The following is a 17,649-nucleotide window of genomic DNA, read 5'->3' on the forward strand; positions in this document are numbered from 1 at the left end:
GCCGAGTACGACAGGGCGTAGGACAGGTATCGTCCGATGGCGAGCGAGTCCTGCGGAGTCCAGTCGGTGAACACGGAGGGTTGGGCCAGCAGGAGCGCCAGCAGCTCCGCGCCCGGGGGCAGCGTTGCCTTCCCGATGCGCAGCTCCGCGATGTACACGTTCACGCCCGCGGCAAACCCATCGAGCGCGGCCTTCTCCGGAGCATCCGAGGCGAGCGACGCGTACATCCGATCCGCTACCCGATTGAACCCGATCACCCGCGCGGTGACGTCGCTCTCCAGCGCGGTGGGCGACAGCGTCCCGATGAACTCCGCCAGCCGCCCGGTCACATTCCGCTTGAGGATCTCCATCTGCGGGAACCGGTCGCGCGCCATCAGGTAGCCCTGCACCAGCGCGGCGTCGTGCAGTGACGACGCGTAGATGTGCGGCATCGCCCGCTCATCCACCACGACCTCCACCGGCCCTTGGAGCCCGGGCAGCTTCTCTCCGGGATCCCCTGGGGGAGGAGGAGGAAGCGGGATGGGCGAGTCCCCGCAGTTGCAACCGCCCGCGCCGCCCATGAGGGCAAGCACCATCACACCCAGCGCACAGAGAAGACGAGAGCGGCGCACGAGATCCTCCGGGGCCTCAAGAAACCGCGAAGGTACCACAGGCGATCCGGCTGCCGCCTTGCTGTGGCTCCCCCTCCTGCACGCCATGAATCGCCTGCCCCTGAACGAGAGGGCACATGACTCATGAGGTCAATCCTGTCATAAGTGACCTGCCAAGGAGGCTTCGATGGGGAGTGACAGTCTCGAAGGGAGCTGGCGGCCGAGGGTAGACGACCGTCTGGTGAACGAGGTGCTCATGAGCGCGCTCACGCTGCCGACGTTGCTCGTCGCCCACGAGCTGAAGCTCTTTCCCCTGCTGGCGGAGAGACCGCGCACGCTTGAGGAGCTCCGTCAGGAGCTGAACATCGAGCGCCGCCCGCTCAGGGCCGTCCTCCGTCTGTGCGCCTCGCGAGGGCTGGTGTCCATCCAGGACGGGCGCTATGCGCTGACCCCCGAGGCAGAGGAGTACCTGCTGGAGAGCAGCCCTGCCTCCTACAGCGACTACCTCAACCTGCTGAAGGCCACCTCCCCGCTCCTCACCTTCGAGTCGGTCAAGGCGGCTGTGCTGTCGAACGCGCCCCAGGCCTACGGCGGCGGGACGGACATCTTCAAGACCCACGAAGAGCAGGCCGAGCAGGCCCGCAGCTTCACGCGCATGATGCACGGCCACAGCGTGGGTCCTGCCTCGGCCTGGCCTGACCACCTGGACCTGTCTGGCCATCACCACATGCTGGACATCGGCGGCGGGAGTGGCGCCCACTCGATAGGCGCGGCGCGCCGCTGGCCTCACTTGCGCGCCACCGTCCTGGATCTGCCGACCGTCTGCGACGTCGCCCGCGAGTACCTCACGCAGGCGGGCCTGCGGGAGCGCGTCGGGACGCTGGCGGCCGACATGTGGCAGGACTCGCTGCCCAAGGCGGACCTCCACTTCTACTCGGAGATCTTCCACGACTGGCCGCCGGAGAAGTGTCTCCTGCTCGCGCGCAGGAGCTTCGAGAGCTTGGAGCCGGGGGGCCGCATCGTCGTCCACGAGATGCTCTACGATGAAGAGAAGCAGCTCCCCTACCCCGCGGCGGCCTATACGGTGGGCATGCTCCTCTGGACGGAGGGCCAGCAGTTCACCGGCCCCGAGCTGAGCGCGCTGCTTACCCAGGCCGGCTTCGTGGACATCGAGCTCAAGCCCACCTTCGGCTACTGGAGCATCGCCACGGGCCGCAAGCCTTGACGGGCCGCTACAGCAGCGCGCGGACCGTCGCGGGATCGAAGGGCTTGTCGATGCGGCGGACCGCCACCCGATCGAGGAACGAGATGGCGCGTGGAGTGAAGGCCCCGGCGGACATGAAGATGATGCGTGAGAGGATCTCCGGGCGCTGCATCGCGATGGACTCGTGCAGATCCATCCCCGTGAGGTCGGGCATCATCAGGTCGCAGAAGATGAGATCGTACTCCTCCTTCTTGATCAGCAACCGCTGCTGAGCGTCCCGGGCGGTGTCGGCCAGCTCAACCCGGTGCGGCGAGCCGATGATGCGCGCGAGCGCCAGGCGGACCTCGGGGTCGTCATCGATCACCAGCACGCGCCGAGGGGAGAGCAGCCGCAGCGTCGAGGTGGGGCCTTTGGGGAGAGGCTCGGAGACAAGCTCCGCGGCGCGCAGGTGGATCCGGAACGTGGTCCCTCGCCCCACCTGGCTCTCCACCTCGATCGTCCCGCCCAGCCCGGTCACGATGCCGTGGCACACCGAGAGCCCCAGCCCTGTCCCCACTCCCACCGGCTTGGTGGTGAAGAACGGCTCAAAGATGTGCTGCAGGTGCTCCGCGGCAATGCCGCTGCCCGTATCGCTCACCTCGACGATGACCCACCCGGGCTCTCCGGGGCGCAGGGCGACCGTGACCGTGTTGCTGGCCACGGCCCCTTCCGGGATGGCCTGCGCGGCGTTGACCAGGAGGTTGAGGAAGACCTGCCCCAGCCGGGACTCGTTGCCCTGCGCGAAGGGCACCGTCTCATACTTCCGCACGAGCTGGGCCCGCTGGCGCAGCTGGGGGGCCGCCATGGAGAGGGAGAACTCCAGGGTGGCCTGCACATCGACCGGCCCCATCGCATCCGGATCGCCGCGGGCAAAGGTCCGCAGATCCCGGACGATGTCGCGGATCCGCTCGGCTCCGAGCTGGGCCTGCACCAGCGCCCGCTGAACCTCCTCCAGGTCCACGCCCGGCGTGGGCACCTTCAGCCGGGCCAGCTCCTCAATGGCAAACGTCTGGTTCGCCAGCACGTAGGACAGGGGGTTGTTGATCTCGTGGCCCACGCCCGCCGCCAGCTGGCCCGCGGTGGCCAGCCGCTCGGCCTGCACCAGCGCGCTGCGCGCCGCCTCCAGCTCGGAGGAGCGGCGCCGCACCAGCTCCTCCGCCTCGGTACGGGCCTGCTGCTCGCGCGCCAGCAGCGCGTCCCGCTCCAGCTCGGCGCGGCGGCGCCGCGAGATGTCCTCGATAACGCTGATGAAGTAGTCCGGCGTCCCGTCCGGCTTCCGCACCAGGGACACCGTGAGGTTGCACCAGATGACCTCGCCGGACCTCGTCAGGTAGCGCTTCTCCAGCGAATACGTGGAGATGACGCCCTGGAGGACCTTCAGGGCCAGCTCCAGGTCCGGGCCGAAGTCATCCGGGTGGGTGAGATCCGAGAACCCATGGATGATCAGCTCTTGCGGTGTGTAGCCGAAGGTCTCGCCCAGCTTCGAGTTGGCGCGCAGCACCTGCCCCGTCACACTGACGTGCGCGATGCCCACGGCCGCCTGCTCGAAGGTGGCCTTGAAGCGCCGCTCGCTCTCCTCCAGCCGCGCGAGCGCCAGCTCGCGCTCCGTCACATCCAGCGCCTGGGTGAGGATGCAGAGCAGCTTGCCCGAGGCGTCGCGAACCGCCGTGCAGTACCACACACAGTGGGCCAACGAGCGGTCCTTGCGGTAGGTCCTGAACTGGAGGACGCCCCACGGCGACTCCCCCAGGAAGAGCCGCCTCATCATCTCCCCGACGCGGGCCTCATCCTCCTCGTAGATGAAGCCCATCTCGCGCGGGGTCTTCCCGCGGATCTCCTCCTCGGTCCAACCGAAGATCTCCGCGGCCCGCCGGCTCCAGAGGGAGATCCGGGACTCGGCATCCCACTCGATGATGGCCAGAGGTGAGTTGTCCGCGAGGTCGCTGGCGGAGAACGTCCAGTGAGGACGAGCAGGCGAGGGAACGTTCAAGGGACGTGCAGACATGGAGGGGCCCTGCCCCTGTACAGTCTACGCCCCGAGCCCTGCCCGTGCCACCGTTCCCCTACCCAGGACGTGCGCCATCAGGACTTGCAGCGAAGGACTGCGGCCCCCCCAGGCTGGCCTCGGCGGCAATCTCTCGCAGCAGGGCGCCGTTGAAGTGGTCCCGCGCCTGCATGTAGACGCACGTGCGCTGCACCACCGAGCCAAACCGGATCTTCTCCATGTCCGCGGTCATCCCCAAGTGGACGCTCTTCATGCCCAGCTCCATGGCGCGCCGGATCAGCTGATACAGGAGCTGGCGATAGGCTCCATGGTGGTACACGTACTCGTAGTCCACCCCGCACAAGAACCCTCCGTAATGTCCGTCCTGCTTGTGGGCGGCGCAGAAGGCCACCGGCCGCCCGTCCTGGGGCCCCCCGTGGGCGGGATCCAGCCGAAGTGTCATCAGCTCCCAGGAAGAGGACTCGTGCATGGCCGCCAGCAGGCGGACGGGCAGGTGGAAGACGTTCAGGCGCATGCTCTTGCGCGCCACGTTGAGGTAGAGCGAGTGCAGGTACTCGAGCTCCTCGAGGGACAGCGTCTCGCCCACGCCCACGCCGTGCATCCGCCGCTCGTAGTGGCGGGACTGCTTGATGCGCTCCTTGAGGTGCTCGCGCTTGGAGCGCTTCACGTGGTTGAGGTACTCGTCCTCCGTCCACCAGGTGATGTTCAGCATGTGCGAGTCCAGCATGGGCACCTTGACGAGCCCGTGGTGGAGCATCTCCTGGTCCATCTCCGCGTCATCCGCGGGGAGATCTCTCAGCGTCATCACCGTGCAGCGGTTGCGATCGAACTCCTCGCGGGCCGCCTCCAGGAGCCGGGCCAGCGCGGCGCGCCAGGGGCCCGTGCGGTCCAGGTACAGGTGATTGCCCTCGGACAGCAGGGTGCCCAGCAGCAGCGCCTTGGAGGACAGGAAGTAGGGATCGTTCTTGCGCCGCTCCTCCACGCGCTGGGAGACCTCCTCACGCATGAGCATGTCGTCCTTGCACAGCGCCACCGTGAAGGGCGCCGCGGCGAGGACGCGGCCGGCCCGATCCCGGACGAGCACGTAGATGAACTGCCAGGCGTTCTCGGGCTCCGTCGTGTCGGTGAAGACCTGCTCCTGCATCATCAGCGAGTCCCAGCTGACGAAGCCCACGGTGCCCAGCACCGAGTTCCACAGCTCCTTGTCAATCTGCCAGATGGAGGAGTAGCGCTCGACCGTCAGGTTCTCCGCTACATCCACGGGCCGCGCCACGGCGGGCACCAGATCCGGCTCGGGCGAGTCGTGCTCGACGATGAGCCGCTGGATCAGCTCCTGGAGCGGAACCCGGGGCCGCGCGGCGAGCCGCCCCTTGCCCGGCAGCGCATGCCGGAACTCATCGTCCAGGTTGTCGACGGTGAGCCCCTCCTCGCCCAGCACGGAGGGGATGTGGACGGCCAGCCGCTCGATGACACGCGTCACGTCCTCGGCCGTATGGTACCCGGTGAGCGACAGGCGGATGCCCCCGCGGCGCATGGGCACGGTGGGGTACACGGAGGGCGTGACGTAGATGCCCTCGTCCATCATCCGGCGAGCGACCTTGAAGCCCAGCCGCGGCAGCCCCAGGCGCAGGAAGAAGATGGGCGTCTCGTTCTCGACGAGCAGCGGCAGCCCCGCCTCCCGGATCAGGCGGTTGGCCAGCTGGATGCGCTCCTGCAGCACCTCCTGGTGCTTGTAGATCTCCGGAGAGAGGTGCAGCCGGGCAGACGCCATGGCGGCTCCCAGCATGGGCGGCTGCAGCGGGCCGGAGAAGAAGAGCGGGCCACCCGTCTTGCGGACGTACTGGCGCTCCTTGTCGGTGGCGAACAGCAGGCACCCGCCTCCCGCGGCAAACGCCTTGTTCATCGAGGTGGCCAGGACGATGCGCTCGTTGAAGCCCATGCGCGTCAGGAAGCTGCCCCGGCCGTGCTTGCCCGCCCAGCTCATGCCGTGCGCGTCATCCACGTACAGCCGCACGTTGGGCGCGATCTTGAGTGCCTCGCGCAGCAGCTCCACGGGCACCAGATCGCCGTACATGGAATAGACGCCGTCCACGGCGAACCAGACCGTCTTGCGCACCGCCGCCAGCCGCTGGATGGCCTCCAGCGCGCGCTCCAGCTCGCCGTGCTTGACGATCTCCACGTGGCAGCCGGCCGTGCGCGTCAGCTGCGCCGCCTGCTGGATGCTGAAGTGAGCCTGGTGATCCAGGACGATGGCGTCCTTCTCCGTGGCCAGAACGCCCAGCGCGGACTGGTGCCCCAGCGAGGTGGACGAGCAGACGATGGCGTAGCCCCCGAGCACCTGGGACATCAGCTCTTCCAGCTCCGCGTACGGAGGCGCCGAGACGAAGCCGCGCGTCGCGGAGAACTGCGTGCCATACCGCCGCACCGCCTGGATCACCCCCTCGACGAGCTGGGGGTGCTGCTCCAGGCCCAGGTACGAGCACGAGGCGAAGGACAGCAGCTCCTGCCCCTTCAGGGTGAAGGTGCGTCCATGGAGCTCCTGGTCATCAGGATTGAGGAAGTAGAGCCCATGCTGGATGGCCTCCTGGTGAATGGAGTCCACCGTCGCGTTTCGTTCCGAAGCTTCCATGAGGGGACCTGGAGTGCCGTGCTAGGGTAGGAGAGGGTGCGACCTATTGCGGCCGCCTCGGAACTAGCACTGCTACATATTCTATAGGTAACGTATTTTTCTCGTACGAGCAATACCCAACAGGTAGTGCGGCACGACAAAGCCCGGGGCCTCGTAGGAACGGGGCACCCGGGCTTCGGAATTCCAGGCTGTGTGAGCGGACCTGCTACTCGACGGTGACGCTCTTGGCGAGGTTGCGCGGCTGGTCCACGTCGTTCCCGCGCATCTCGGCGACATGGTAGGCGAGCAGCTGCAGCGGGATGGTGGCCACCACCGGCGCCAGCAGCGCGCAGGCGGGGGGGATGCGGATGACGTGGTCCGCCAGGGCCGTCACGTGCGCGTCATCCTCGTCGATGATGGCGATGACCTTGCCGCCGCGGGCCCGGACCTCCTCGATGTTGCCGATGATCTTCTCGTAGGCCACGTGGGGCTGCTTGGGCGCGATCACCACCACGGGCATCTTCTCGTCGATGAGCGCGATGGGGCCGTGCTTCATCTCGCCGCCCGCGTAGCCCTCCGCGTGGATGTACGAGATCTCCTTCAGCTTCAGCGCGCCCTCCAGCGCCACCGGGTGCATGGGCCCGCGGCCGAGGAAGAGGAAGTCCTGCGCGCTCATGAACTCGCGGGCCACGCGCTTCACGGCCGCCTCGCACTTGAGCACGTCCTCGATCATCTTCGGGATCTCGGTGAGGTGCGTCAGGTGCTCCTGGGCCTGCTTCACGGTGAGGGTGCCGCGCATGCGGCCCAGCTTCACCGCCAGCATGTAGAGCGTGACGAGCTGCGTGGTGAACGCCTTGGTGGACGCCACGCCGATCTCAGGGCCGGCGTTGGTGAGCACGGAGATGTCCGCCTCGCGCGTCATGGCGCTGCCCATCACGTTGCAGATGGCCATGGCCGTGGCGCCGCGCTTCTTGGCCTCCTTGAAGGCCGCCAGCGTGTCGGCCGTCTCGCCCGACTGGCTGATGGCGATGGCCAGGTGCGTGGAGTCCACGATCGGATCGCGGTAGCGGAACTCGCTGGCCAGCTCCACTTCGACAGGCAGGCGCGCCAGCGACTCGATCATGTGCTTGCCGGCGACGCCCGAGTGCCACGAGGTGCCGCACGCCAGGATCGTCACCTTGGTGAGCGCGCGGACTTTCTCAGGGGAGAGGTTCCAGCCCTCGAAGTGGATGTCACCCTCGGACAGGAGCATCCGGCCGCGCAGCGTGTCCGCGATCGCGCGGGGCTGCTCCCAGATCTCCTTGTGCATGAAGTGCTTGTGGCCGCCCTTCTCCGCCATCATCGGCGTCCAGTCGATGCGGCGGGTAGGCCGGTTCACGAGCTGGCCCTGGCGGTTGAAGATGTCCACTTTCTCCTTGGAGACGACGGCCAGGTCCCCCTCCTCCATGTAGACGAAGTCTCGGGTGTGCTCGAGCAGCGCCGGCACGTCGCTGGCCACGAAGTTCTGCCCCTCGCCGAGCCCCAGCACCATGGGCGAGGAGTCCTTGGTGCAGATGATGCGGTGCTGATCCGTGGAGCTCACCACCGCCAGCGCGTAGGTGCCCCTCACCTGCTTGATGGCCAGGCGGACAGCCTCGACAAGATCCACGCCGCGCTCGAGCTCGTCGGAGATCAGGTGGGCGAAGACCTCGGTGTCCGTCTCCGAGGAGAAGATGTGGCCCCTGGAGCGCAGCTCCTCCTTGAGCGCCAGGTGGTTCTCGATGATGCCGTTATGCACCACCGCCACGCCCTTGTAGGAGTGCGGGTGGGCGTTCTCGTCCGAGGGGCGGCCGTGCGTGGCCCACCGTGTGTGGCCGATGCCGATGGTGCCCTGGGGCACCTCCTGAGACACGCGATTCTCCAGGTTCTTCAGCTTGCCCGTGGCGCGCACCACGTTGAGCTGGTTGCGGTTCACCACCGCCACGCCTGCCGAGTCGTACCCCCGGTACTCCAGCTTCTTCAGGCCGGACACCAGGATGGGAGCCGACTCCTTGTCACCCACGTAACCAACAATGCCGCACATGTCTCAGACCTCTCTCTCACTCGCCCTAGCCCGTCGGATCACTCCGCGGGACTCCCGAGCCACTGTGTCTCGCCATCTTTCGGTTTCTCACCGAGCAAGAGCCGCGCCATTCTAGCGCGGCGGGAGCGGCTCTCGGAAACCGCCCGATCTTCCAGGGGTTAGCCCTGTCTGGCCTTCTTCCGGGCCACCCACCCCTCCTTGTTCACCTGCGGCACCCGGGACACTGCGAGGCTCCCAGGCGGTACATTTTTCGTCACGGTTGTCCCCGCTCCGACATAGGCGCCATCGCCTACACTCACGGGAGCCACGAGCTGGGTGTCGGATCCAATGAAGACGCCGTCCCCGAGCTCGGTGAGGTGCTTGTTCACCCCGTCATAGTTGCAGGTGATGGTGCCGGCCCCCACGTTGACGCCGGAGCCGATCTTCGCGTCACCCAGGTACGCCAGGTGGTTGGCCTTGGAGCCCTTGCCGATCCGGGCCTTCTTCGTCTCCACGAAGTTGCCCAGGTGGACCTCCTCGGCCAGCTCGGTGCCCGGGCGCAGGCGGGAGAACGGGCCGATGATGCACCGCTCGCCGACCTTGGCCTCCTCGAAGACCGAGTAGGGCTTGATGGAAGTCCCGTCCGCCACGGAGGAGGCCGTCAGCACGCTCCCCTGCCCGATGGTGACATTGCGCCCGATGACGGTGCCTGCCGCCAACATCACCTGCGGGCCGAGCTCCGTGTCCGGGCCGATGGTGACGTCGTCCTCGATGAAGGTGCTGGCCGGATCCACCATGCTGACGCCCGCGCGCATGTGGCGCTCGTTGATCCGCTGCTGCAGCACGCGGGCGCGCGCCGCCAGCTCCACGCGATCATTCACGCCCGCCGTCTCCGTGGCGTCGGCCTCCACCGAGGCCACCGGCCCCAGCCGTGCCGCCATCTCCACCAGATCTGTCAGGTAGTACTCGCCCTGGGCGTTCTGCGGCCGGATCTCCGCCAGCGCCCTCCAGAGGAAGGAGGACTCCACCAGGTAGATGCCGGCGTTGCACTCGCGCACGGCGCGCTGCTCCGGGGTGCAGTCCTTGTGCTCGACGATGCGCACCACCTTGCCACCCTCGCGGATGACGCGGCCGTAGCCGGTGGGATCCTCCAGCACGGTGGAGACCATCGAGAGCGTGGCCTTGCCCGCCTCATGCGCGGCCACGAGCGCCTCCAGCGTCTCACGGCGCAGCAGCGGCACATCGCCATAGAGGATGAGGACGCGACCCGAGAAGTCCTTCAGCGCCCCTTCTGCTGAGCGAACCGCGTCCGCGGTTCCACGCTGCTCCTTCTGGAGCGCGAAGCGCAGCGAGGCGGTGGGAAACTGCGCGCGAACGGCCTTCTCCACCTCAGGAGCCTGGTGGCCTACCACCGGCACGAGCGGAGACGCGCCAAGCTCGAGTGCGCGCTTCAAGGGATATGCACAGAGGGGCTTGCCCAGGATGGGGTGAAGGACTTTCGCCTTCTCCGACTTCATCCGGGTGCCCTTGCCGGCACACAACACCACCGCCGCGAGGGGAGAGGACATGCGGCGGAGAATTAGGGACCCCGTCTCTGATCGTCAACCGCGCTTGGGGTCGCCCTTCTCCTTCTCAGGGAGAGCACACACCTCTACGCAGAGCCCGCCGCTCTCGGCACGGATGCCGAAGCGGGGCCGGAAGAACACCTTCACCTCCTGCGGGTGTGAAGGTGGGCACTGTATGGGCTTCGCGGTGGTACCCATCACGACCCCCGGTTGGCAACTCATGGCGTTTTCCATCATGTACGGATTCTTACACCCGTACAAGTAAAATTCTCTGACCATGTTGGAATCCCGTGCCGGGTAACCCCCCAGAGTTGCGGGGCTAAAGAGCCTGAAATCAACGCGATGCGCAAGGGGGGTGGCGCAGAATGCCCTCGACCGGGCGTTACCGAGCCCATGAGTTTTGGGAAAGCGACAGCGCGGTGTCGTGGTCAAGGTATAGGTTGCTGTCTTCCGCACAGAGAGAACGCCCCCCGTGTCCGAGCTGCCTCCCCTCTTTGACGCGCACCTGCACCCCGAGGCCCTGAGCAATCAGGACCTCGAGTCGATGCGCTTCTTCGGGGTGGAGCGGGCGCTGGTGGTGGCGCACCACTTCGCGGAGCCCACGGCGAAGTCGCTGCTGAGCCACTTTGATGATCTGGTGGGCAAACAGCTGCCGCGGCTGGAGCGCCTGGGCATCCGCGCATATGCAGCGCTGGGGGTGCACCCGCGCTGCATCCCTCGGCGGGGGTTGTCCGAGGTGCTCTCGCGCCTGCCGGACTACTTCCAGGGTGGGCGCGTGGTGGCGCTGGGAGAGACGGGGCTGCATGCGGGCGGGGAGGAGGAGGAGGAGGCCTTCCTGGAGCAGCTGGCGCTGGCGCGGCGGCTGAAGCTGAGGGTGGTGGTGCACACGCCTACCAAGGACAAGGAGAAGCACACCCGGCGGATCCTCGCGCTGCTGCGCACGGCGGGGGTGCTGCCCTCAAGGGTGCTGGTGGACCACGCCACGGGGCGGACGGTGGGGGTCATCCTGGGGTGCGGGCACTGGGCGGGGCTGACGTTGCACCCGGAGGCGCTGAAAGCCGAGCGCGCGGTGGCGCTGGTGCGCAAGCTGGGCAGTGAGCGGCTGGTGCTCAACTCCGACGCGGGAGATGGCGCGGGAGACATCCTCGGGCTGGCGCGCCTGGCCCGCCTGCTGGCGAAAGCCAACCTCTCCGATCGGATCGTCCGGCGCGTAGCGTATGAGAACGCCGAGCGCTTCTTCCAGATCGCGGCCTGAGGCGCGCGGGAGCGCTCAGAAGAAGACGTGGAAGGTGGCCGTGCCGCTCGCCTCGTCGTGATCCACCAGCTCCATGCGGACCCCGCGCGCACCCGCCGCCTCGAAGGAGCGGGTGAGCACGCCCCGAAGGAAGTGCGGCGGATCCATCCGGAGCCGCATCGATGCGGCGAACTGCCGGAGGGGGCTCGTGACGAGCTCCCAGCCCGTACCGCCGGGCAGCGCTTGCACCGTGGCGTCGGTGAAGTTGTTGGCCGTCCGCAGGTTGCGCGCCGTGCGCATCAGCGTGCGCTCCGGGCCCACCACCCGGGCATGGGCGTTCATGGCCGAGCCGAGCCGCGAGCGCAGGGCGCGCTCGGAGTAGCGCTGGCCCAGCAGGAACTCCGCCGCGGACGTGCCCAGATCCGCCGAGAGCGCCTGCACCAGGATGCGGAGGGCCTCCGACCACACCTCTTCTGGATAGGCAACCTCCAGAGGGTGCAGGGGCGACAGGCCCAGCCGACTCAGCGCGTCGAGCGTGTGAGGGGCCAGCACCTCCGCCTCGGCCAGCAGGGTCTCCAGCGCGTGTCCGAACACCACGGGCTCGCGTCCGATCTCCTGGCTCGTCTCCACCAACATGAGGGCTCCCGTCTCGAGGGCGCCGGCCGCGCCTTCTCATCAGTGGCGCCATTCGATACGACGGCCGTTGGCTCGCTATTGCCTTTGCGTGAAGAAATGTTTCGAGACTCGACAGGTGGGCAGCCGAGCCGGGAATGAGGCCCTCCGCCTTGGGTTAGAACCTCCCGGCCCATCAACTGGAGGGGACCTACCCCGTGCGTCGTCTCACACTCGCTCTCGTTGCCGCCTCTGCGCTCGCAGGGTGCGCAACTTCCACTTCTTCCACCGCCAACGCTCCTGACTCCCAGGCCACCTCCCAGGCGGCCCCTGCTCCGGCGGCTCCCCACCGCCCTGCCCCGCTGAGCCCAGACGCGGCGCGTCATCTGACGGGCAGCGTCGCCGGGTTCCGGGACTCCTGCCGTCAGGACATCCAGAAGGCCCAGGAGGGCATTGCCCGCTTCAAGGCACTGCCAGCACCTCGGGAGACTGCCGCGGCGCTCGAGGTCTTCGACGATGCTGTGGTCCTGCTCGCCAACACCGCCGGGCGCTCGAGCATCGCCACCAACTCCCACCCGGACGAGGCCATGCGCACCGCCTCCCAGGAGTGCGAGAGCCAGGCGGAGAAGGCCGTCACCGAGGTCACCCTGGATCGCGGCGTCTACGACGTGCTCTCCAGCCTGGACCTCAGCAAGCAGGACGGGGCCACGCGCCAGTATGTCACGCGCCTGCTGCGTGACTTCCGCCGCGTCGGCGTGGACCGGGACGAGGCCACGCGCACCCGGGTGCTCGCGCTCAAGGAGGAGCTCATCAAGATTGGCCAGGAGTTCGGCCGCAACATCCGCGAGGACGTGCGCTCCGTGGAGCTGGATCCAAAGGAGCTCGCGGGCCTGCCCGAGGACTACGTGCGCGCCCACGCGCCGGGGCCCAACGGCAAGGTGCGCATCACCACCGACACCCCGGACTACCTGCCCCTCATGACGTACGCCAAGAGCGCCAAGGCCCGCGAGGCCCTCTGGCGCGTCTACCGCCAGCGCGGCCACCCGAAGAACCTGGACACCCTCTCGCGCCTCCTCTCCAGGCGCTACGAGCTGGCCACGCTGCTCGGCTACCCCAGCTGGGCCGCGTACACCACCGAGGACAAGATGATCCGCACCGACAAGGCCGCCGCGGACTTCATCGAGAGAATCACCACGGCCTCCGCTCCCCGCGCGAAGACGGACTACGAGTCGCTGCTGGCGCGCAAGCGCAAGGACGACCCGAAGGCCACCGTCGTCCACCCCTGGGATCAGCCGTACCTGGAGGACCGGGTGAAGGCCGAGCAGTACAGCTTCGACTCGCAGGCCGTGCGCCCCTACTTCGAGTACACGCGCGTGCGCGATGGCGTGCTCGACATCACCTCGCGCATGTTCGGCATCACCTACAAGCGCGTCACGGACGCGAAGCCGTGGCACCCGGACATCGAGGTGTATGACATCCACGAGGGCGCCACACTGCTGGGCCGCATCTTCCTGGACATGCACCCGCGCGAGAACAAGTACAAGCACGCGGCGCAGTGGGATCTGGCCAGCGGCAAGGGCGGCAAGTCGCTCCCCGAGGGCGTCCTCATGTGCAACTTCCCGAAGCCCGGCGCCGAGCCCGCGCTCATGCAGCACGCCGACGTGGAGACCTTCTTCCACGAGTTCGGCCACCTGCTGCACCACGTCCTTGGGGGCCGCGGGCGCTGGGCGGGCCTGGCCGGCACCCGCACCGAGATGGACTTCGTCGAGGCGCCCTCGCAGATGCTCGAGGAGTGGGCCTGGTCTCCCGACTCGCTCCAGACCTTCGCCAAGCACCACCAGTCCAATGAGCCGCTGCCCGCTGAACTCATCCAGCGCATGAAGAAGGCCGACGAGTTCGGCAAGGGGCTCGCGGTGCGCCAGCAGATGTTCTACGCGGCCGTCAGCCTCAACCTCTACAACCGCGACCCCAAGGGCCTGGACACCACCGCCACGGTGAAGCAGCTGCAGGAGCGCTACACGCCCTTCAAGTACGCCCAGGACACGTACTTCCAGCTGTCCTTCGGACACCTCGATGGGTACTCCGCCGCCTACTACACCTATATGTGGTCGCTCGTGATCGCGAAGGACCTCTTCACGCCCTTCCAGGCCGAGGGCCTCATGAACCCGGCGCCCGCGCAGCGCTACCGCCGCACCGTGCTCGAGCCCGGTGGTGCCAAGGATGCCGCACTGCTGGTGAAGGACTTCCTCGGCCGCGAGTACGCCTTCGAGGCCTATGAGCGCTGGCTGAACGGCACCTGAGCCCAGCCGCGGCGCGTCGTAAAAAGCCGGGGCCCCATGCCGTCAACGGCGCGGGGCCCCGGGAACTGTCAAAAGGTGAACGGGTGCTCGCCCTCGGGGGGCGAGGCACTCAGTGAACGAGCGCCTGGGCCGACTCAGGCTGCAGCGTGACGCCCTGCGCGTCATCCATGCGCACCTGGACCGCGATGCCCTGCCGCCGGTACTGGGCCAGCGAGTCCGCCACGGTGTCCAGCATGCGCTGGTAGCGGTCCTCGAGCTCCACCGCGATCAGCAGCATCGTCTCGCCCGCGTCCTCCACGCCCGGTCGATACACCCGGCACCGTTGGAACCGCGCCCAGCGACCGTTCTCCATCTTGACCAGCTCGCCGTCGTAAGCCATCGCGCTGCCCCCCGTGGGTAGAGTGGGTTTCAGTGGGGACCACTGTAAGCATCAATTAACTCGGCGTCATCCCCCCTCTTGAAAATTCGTTAAAGGCTTGGAATTTCCAGGGTTTGTCAGTACACGAGGCCCTCTGTGGCCGGATCATTCTCGACTTGTGACACGTTTTGTAAATTTGCCAGCGTGTAAAGCTGTTGATGGCCGACCCGTCGCGTCAACCGGGCAAGTGGCCGATCAGGCGAGCACTCGCCACGCCCCGAGCCCCCAGGACGGTCGCGCCCCGGCGGTACTTCCCCTAGATTGGCCAGGATGAAGTTGCCACTGCCCTTCCGCCGCGCCAGGACGATCCTCAAGCGGCCGGATGCAAAGGATCAGGTGGAGAAGATCCTCGCGGACTCCCTGCGAGTGCTGGGGCAGGTGTGCTCGAAGGTGGCGGACCTCATCGAGGCGCAGCGCCTGGAGCGGCAGGGCTACTCGCAGCAGCAGGACTTCCTGCGGCGGGTGGACCAGGAGCCGGGTCCCCAGGTTCCAAAGAAAGAGTAGAGGAGAACGCTCCCGCATGTCCCTCCACGAAGCCCCGACATGCCTGGGCGCCATGTCCGTCTGGCTGGATCCCCACCGCACCCTCCCCCTTCCTGCGCTGAATGACGAAGAGGGGCCCCGGCTGCCCGAGGGGCTGCCTCCCGTGGTGGATGCCCACGTCCACCTCTTCCCGGATCCCGTCGCCGAGGCCATCTGGAGCTGGTTCGAGAAGTACGGCTGGCCCATCCGCTACAAGCTGCACACGCCCGAGGTGGTGGCCTTCCTGCTGTCGCGCGGCGTGAGCCGGGTGGTGGCGCTGGCCTACGCCCACAAGCCGGGCATGGCGCGCTTCCTCAATCAGTACATGGCCGAGGTGATGCAGGCCGAGCCGCGTGTGGTGGGGCTGGCCACGGTCCTGCCCGGCGAAGAGGGCGCGGCGGACATCCTCGCCGAGGCCTTCGCCGCGGGCCTCCAGGGCGTGAAGCTGCACTGCCATGTGCAGTGCTTCTCTCCGGACGCGCCGGCGATGCACGAGGTGTATGCCGCCTGCGCCCAGGCGGGCCGGCCGCTCGTGATGCATGCCGGACGCGAGCCCGCGAGCCCACACTACCGGTGTGATCCCCATGCCCTCTGCTCGGTGGATCGGGTGGAGCGCGCGCTCCAGGACCACCCCACGCTGAAGCTCTGCGTCCCCCACCTGGGGGCGGACGAGTTTGACGGCTACGTGCGCCTGCTGGAGCGCTACGACAACCTCTGGCTGGACACCACCATGGCCATGGCGGACTTCTTCCCCATCGCCCTGCCGCGCCGCGCCCTGGACGTGCGCCCCGAGCGCATCCTCTATGGGACGGACTTCCCCCAGCTGCCCTATGCGTGGGACCGGGAGCTGAAGCAGCTCCTGGGCTTGAAGCTGGGGGACGAGGTGGAAGCGGGGCTGCTGGGGCAGAACGCACTGCATCTCTTCGGAGTCGCTTTTCCTTGAAAGGAACACTCCCTGGGGGGGATGAGGTGTTGAAAATTGGATCCCCCACTTCCGCTATGGAGGGATCGATCCCAGATTGGCCACCATAGAATCACCCCACCCCCGTTGACTGTCTAACCGAGGCCTCACCATGTCCCACATCCTGGTCGTCGATGACGACGCGAGCCACCGCACGCTCATCTGCGATGCCCTCGAGGAACTGGGGTACCGCACTGTCCAGGCCTCCAACGGCCGGGAGGCGTTGGACCTGCTCGAAGGAGACATGCCCGCCGCGGTGCTGTTGGACCTGCGGATGCCGGTCATGAGCGGGTGGGGGTTGCTGGATGCGCTCAAGAAGATGCCGCGGGCGCGCAACCTCCCCATCATCATCATCTCGGGCTACGGCTTCGAGTGGGAGGCGGAGCTGGTCGGCGCCGCCGGCTACATCTCCAAGCCCGTGGATCTCGACAAGGTGCGGATGACGGTGCAGCAGATCGTCGGCCCGCCCGAGATGTCGTTGATGCACTGAGTGGTGGTGAGCCCCCAAGAGGTGCGAGGATGCGACCTCCCGGGTAGGGGAGGGAGGCCCGCACTTGGAAACCAGCGTCCTGACGACCGTTCTTCTGCCACTGGCCCTGGGCATCATCATGCTCGGGCTGGGGCTGTCGCTCACGCTGGCAGACTTCACGCGCGTCATCGCCTTCCCGCGCGCGGTGCTGGTGGGCCTGCTCTGCCAGATGGTGCTGTTGCCGTGGGTGTGCTTCGCCATCGCGAAGCTGAGCGGCCTGCCTCCCGAGCTGGCCGTGGGGCTGATGCTCCTGGCGGCGTCGCCAGGAGGAGCCACCTCCAACCTCTTCAGCCACCTGGCCAAGGGAGACGTCGCCCTCAACATCACCCTCACGGCCATCAACAGCGTGCTCACGGTGGTGACGCTGCCCCTCATCGTGAACCTCTCGCTCGATCACTTCCTCGGGGAGAGCCGCGCCATTCCGCTCCAGTTCGGAAAGGTGGCGCAGATCTTCGTCGTCGTGCTGGGGCCGGTGTCCCTGGGCATGCTGCTGAAGAAGAAGCGGCCCCAGCTGTCCGAGCAGCTGAAGAAGCCGGTGAAGCTCTTGTCGGCGCTCTTCCTGGTGCTCGTGGTGGCCGCCGCTGTCTACAAGGAGCGCGCGATCATTGGCTCCTACTTCCCGCAGGTGGGAGCGGCGGCGCTCGCCTTCAACCTCGCCAGCATGTTCCTGGGCTACTTCCTGCCGCGGCTGCTCCGGCTGAACCGGGAGCAGTCCATCGCGATTGGGATGGAGATCGGCATCCACAACGGCACCCTGGCCATCGCCATTGCCTCCAGCCCGCTCCTGCTTAACAACACCACCATGGCCATCCCGGCCGTCTTCTACAGCCTCTTCATGTTCTGCACCGCGGCCCTCTTTGGCTACGGGGTGAATGCCGCCCAGCGCGCCTCCGCGGCCCGGGCCGCCAGTGCCGCCTCCCGCAGCTGAGCGCTGCCTGTGCCTCTGCCCTCTCACGGAGACCTCCCCATGACTCGCGCTGCCCTCCTCCTGCTCGGGCTGTCGCTGTCGGCCCAGGCCCTC

Annotated in this window: 14 protein-coding genes; 7 read left to right on the top strand and 7 right to left on the bottom strand. The window is 67.5% G+C overall.

Features of this window, described 5'->3' with window-relative positions; translation table 11 throughout:
- Window positions 1-611 (bottom strand): penicillin acylase family protein (locus VD972_RS18855; protein ID WP_324988921.1); only part of this gene is annotated, 611 nt, incomplete at its 3' end.
- Between the two features lie 166 nt (window positions 612-777).
- Here VD972_RS18855 and VD972_RS18860 point away from each other — a divergent pair.
- Complete coding sequence (locus tag VD972_RS18860) at window positions 778-1,815, top strand: methyltransferase (RefSeq protein ID WP_324988922.1); 1,038 nt, start codon at window positions 778-780, stop codon at window positions 1,813-1,815.
- A 7-nt stretch (window positions 1,816-1,822) separates the two neighbouring features.
- Here VD972_RS18860 and VD972_RS18865 read toward each other — a convergent pair whose 3' ends face one another.
- The 4 genes from VD972_RS18865 to glmU form a co-directional block, all read right to left on the bottom strand.
- Entirely contained in the window at window positions 1,823-3,838 is a 2,016-nt protein-coding gene (locus tag VD972_RS18865; protein ID WP_324988924.1) for a PAS domain S-box protein, read from the bottom strand.
- A 58-nt stretch (window positions 3,839-3,896) separates the two neighbouring features.
- The gene (locus tag VD972_RS18870; protein WP_324988926.1) at window positions 3,897-6,467 is read right to left on the bottom strand and encodes a bifunctional aminotransferase class I/II-fold pyridoxal phosphate-dependent enzyme/GNAT family N-acetyltransferase; all 2,571 of its coding nucleotides are present in this window, start codon (window positions 6,465-6,467) and stop codon (window positions 3,897-3,899) included.
- Window positions 6,468-6,672: 205 nt separating this feature from the next.
- Window positions 6,673-8,508: a glutamine--fructose-6-phosphate transaminase (isomerizing) gene (gene glmS, locus VD972_RS18875; RefSeq protein ID WP_324988928.1), complete on the bottom strand. Its 1,836-nt coding sequence runs from the start codon at window positions 8,506-8,508 to the stop codon at window positions 6,673-6,675.
- A 158-nt stretch (window positions 8,509-8,666) separates the two neighbouring features.
- Window positions 8,667-10,055 (bottom strand): bifunctional UDP-N-acetylglucosamine diphosphorylase/glucosamine-1-phosphate N-acetyltransferase GlmU, encoded by a 1,389-nt coding sequence (gene glmU, locus VD972_RS18880; RefSeq protein WP_324988929.1) that lies wholly within the window; start codon window positions 10,053-10,055, stop codon window positions 8,667-8,669.
- Between the two features lie 469 nt (window positions 10,056-10,524).
- Between glmU and VD972_RS18885 the strand changes: the two genes are divergently transcribed.
- Window positions 10,525-11,307 (top strand): TatD family hydrolase, encoded by a 783-nt coding sequence (locus VD972_RS18885; protein ID WP_324988931.1) that lies wholly within the window; start codon window positions 10,525-10,527, stop codon window positions 11,305-11,307.
- A gap of 15 nt (window positions 11,308-11,322) precedes the next feature.
- On the opposite strand, the gene VD972_RS18890 is transcribed toward VD972_RS18885, so the two are convergent.
- The gene (locus VD972_RS18890; protein WP_324988933.1) at window positions 11,323-11,922 is read right to left on the bottom strand and encodes a DUF2378 family protein; all 600 of its coding nucleotides are present in this window, start codon (window positions 11,920-11,922) and stop codon (window positions 11,323-11,325) included.
- A gap of 194 nt (window positions 11,923-12,116) precedes the next feature.
- Here VD972_RS18890 and VD972_RS18895 point away from each other — a divergent pair, with 194 nt between their 5' ends.
- On the top strand, window positions 12,117-14,198 hold the full coding sequence (locus VD972_RS18895) for a M3 family metallopeptidase (protein ID WP_324988934.1): 2,082 nt from the start codon (window positions 12,117-12,119) through the stop codon (window positions 14,196-14,198).
- A gap of 109 nt (window positions 14,199-14,307) precedes the next feature.
- Here the strand turns inward: VD972_RS18895 and VD972_RS18900 are convergent, their stop codons facing one another.
- Window positions 14,308-14,577: a hypothetical protein gene (locus tag VD972_RS18900; RefSeq protein ID WP_324988936.1), complete on the bottom strand. Its 270-nt coding sequence runs from the start codon at window positions 14,575-14,577 to the stop codon at window positions 14,308-14,310.
- Window positions 14,578-14,886: 309 nt separating this feature from the next.
- Between VD972_RS18900 and VD972_RS18905 the strand changes: the two genes are divergently transcribed.
- From VD972_RS18905 to VD972_RS18920, 4 genes are all read left to right on the top strand, one after another.
- A complete protein-coding gene (locus VD972_RS18905) occupies window positions 14,887-15,120 on the top strand; it encodes a hypothetical protein (RefSeq protein ID WP_324988938.1) in 234 nt (77 codons plus the stop codon).
- A gap of 52 nt (window positions 15,121-15,172) precedes the next feature.
- Window positions 15,173-16,081 carry an amidohydrolase family protein gene (locus tag VD972_RS18910; RefSeq protein ID WP_324988941.1) on the top strand — a complete coding sequence of 303 codons (909 nt, stop codon included), beginning with the start codon at window positions 15,173-15,175 and terminating at the stop codon, window positions 16,079-16,081.
- Between the two features lie 130 nt (window positions 16,082-16,211).
- Complete coding sequence (locus tag VD972_RS18915) at window positions 16,212-16,589, top strand: response regulator (protein ID WP_044190286.1); 378 nt, start codon at window positions 16,212-16,214, stop codon at window positions 16,587-16,589.
- Window positions 16,590-16,653: 64 nt separating this feature from the next.
- On the top strand, window positions 16,654-17,556 hold the full coding sequence (locus VD972_RS18920; RefSeq protein WP_324988940.1) for a bile acid:sodium symporter family protein: 903 nt from the start codon (window positions 16,654-16,656) through the stop codon (window positions 17,554-17,556).
- Window positions 17,557-17,649 lie beyond the last annotated feature (93 nt).

The sequence above is a fragment of the Hyalangium sp. genome (assembly GCF_035629615.1).
GTDB lineage: Bacteria > Myxococcota > Myxococcia > Myxococcales > Myxococcaceae > Hyalangium.

Bases quoted from the DNA above. Each gene is read 5' to 3' on its own strand.
- VD972_RS18860 (WP_324988922.1), top strand. From the start codon at position 778: ATGGGGAGTGACAGTCTCGAAGGGAGCTGGCGGCCGAGGGTAGACGAC.
- VD972_RS18865 (WP_324988924.1), bottom strand. From the start codon at position 3,838: ATGTCTGCACGTCCCTTGAACGTTCCCTCGCCTGCTCGTCCTCACTGG.
- VD972_RS18870 (WP_324988926.1), bottom strand. From the start codon at position 6,467: ATGGAAGCTTCGGAACGAAACGCGACGGTGGACTCCATTCACCAGGAG.
- glmS (WP_324988928.1), bottom strand. From the start codon at position 8,508: ATGTGCGGCATTGTTGGTTACGTGGGTGACAAGGAGTCGGCTCCCATC.
- glmU (WP_324988929.1), bottom strand. From the start codon at position 10,055: ATGTCCTCTCCCCTCGCGGCGGTGGTGTTGTGTGCCGGCAAGGGCACC.
- VD972_RS18890 (WP_324988933.1), bottom strand. From the start codon at position 11,922: ATGTTGGTGGAGACGAGCCAGGAGATCGGACGCGAGCCCGTGGTGTTC.
- VD972_RS18900 (WP_324988936.1), bottom strand. From the start codon at position 14,577: ATGGCTTACGACGGCGAGCTGGTCAAGATGGAGAACGGTCGCTGGGCG.
- VD972_RS18905 (WP_324988938.1), top strand. From the start codon at position 14,887: ATGAAGTTGCCACTGCCCTTCCGCCGCGCCAGGACGATCCTCAAGCGG.
- VD972_RS18910 (WP_324988941.1), top strand. From the start codon at position 15,173: ATGTCCGTCTGGCTGGATCCCCACCGCACCCTCCCCCTTCCTGCGCTG.
- VD972_RS18915 (WP_044190286.1), top strand. From the start codon at position 16,212: ATGTCCCACATCCTGGTCGTCGATGACGACGCGAGCCACCGCACGCTC.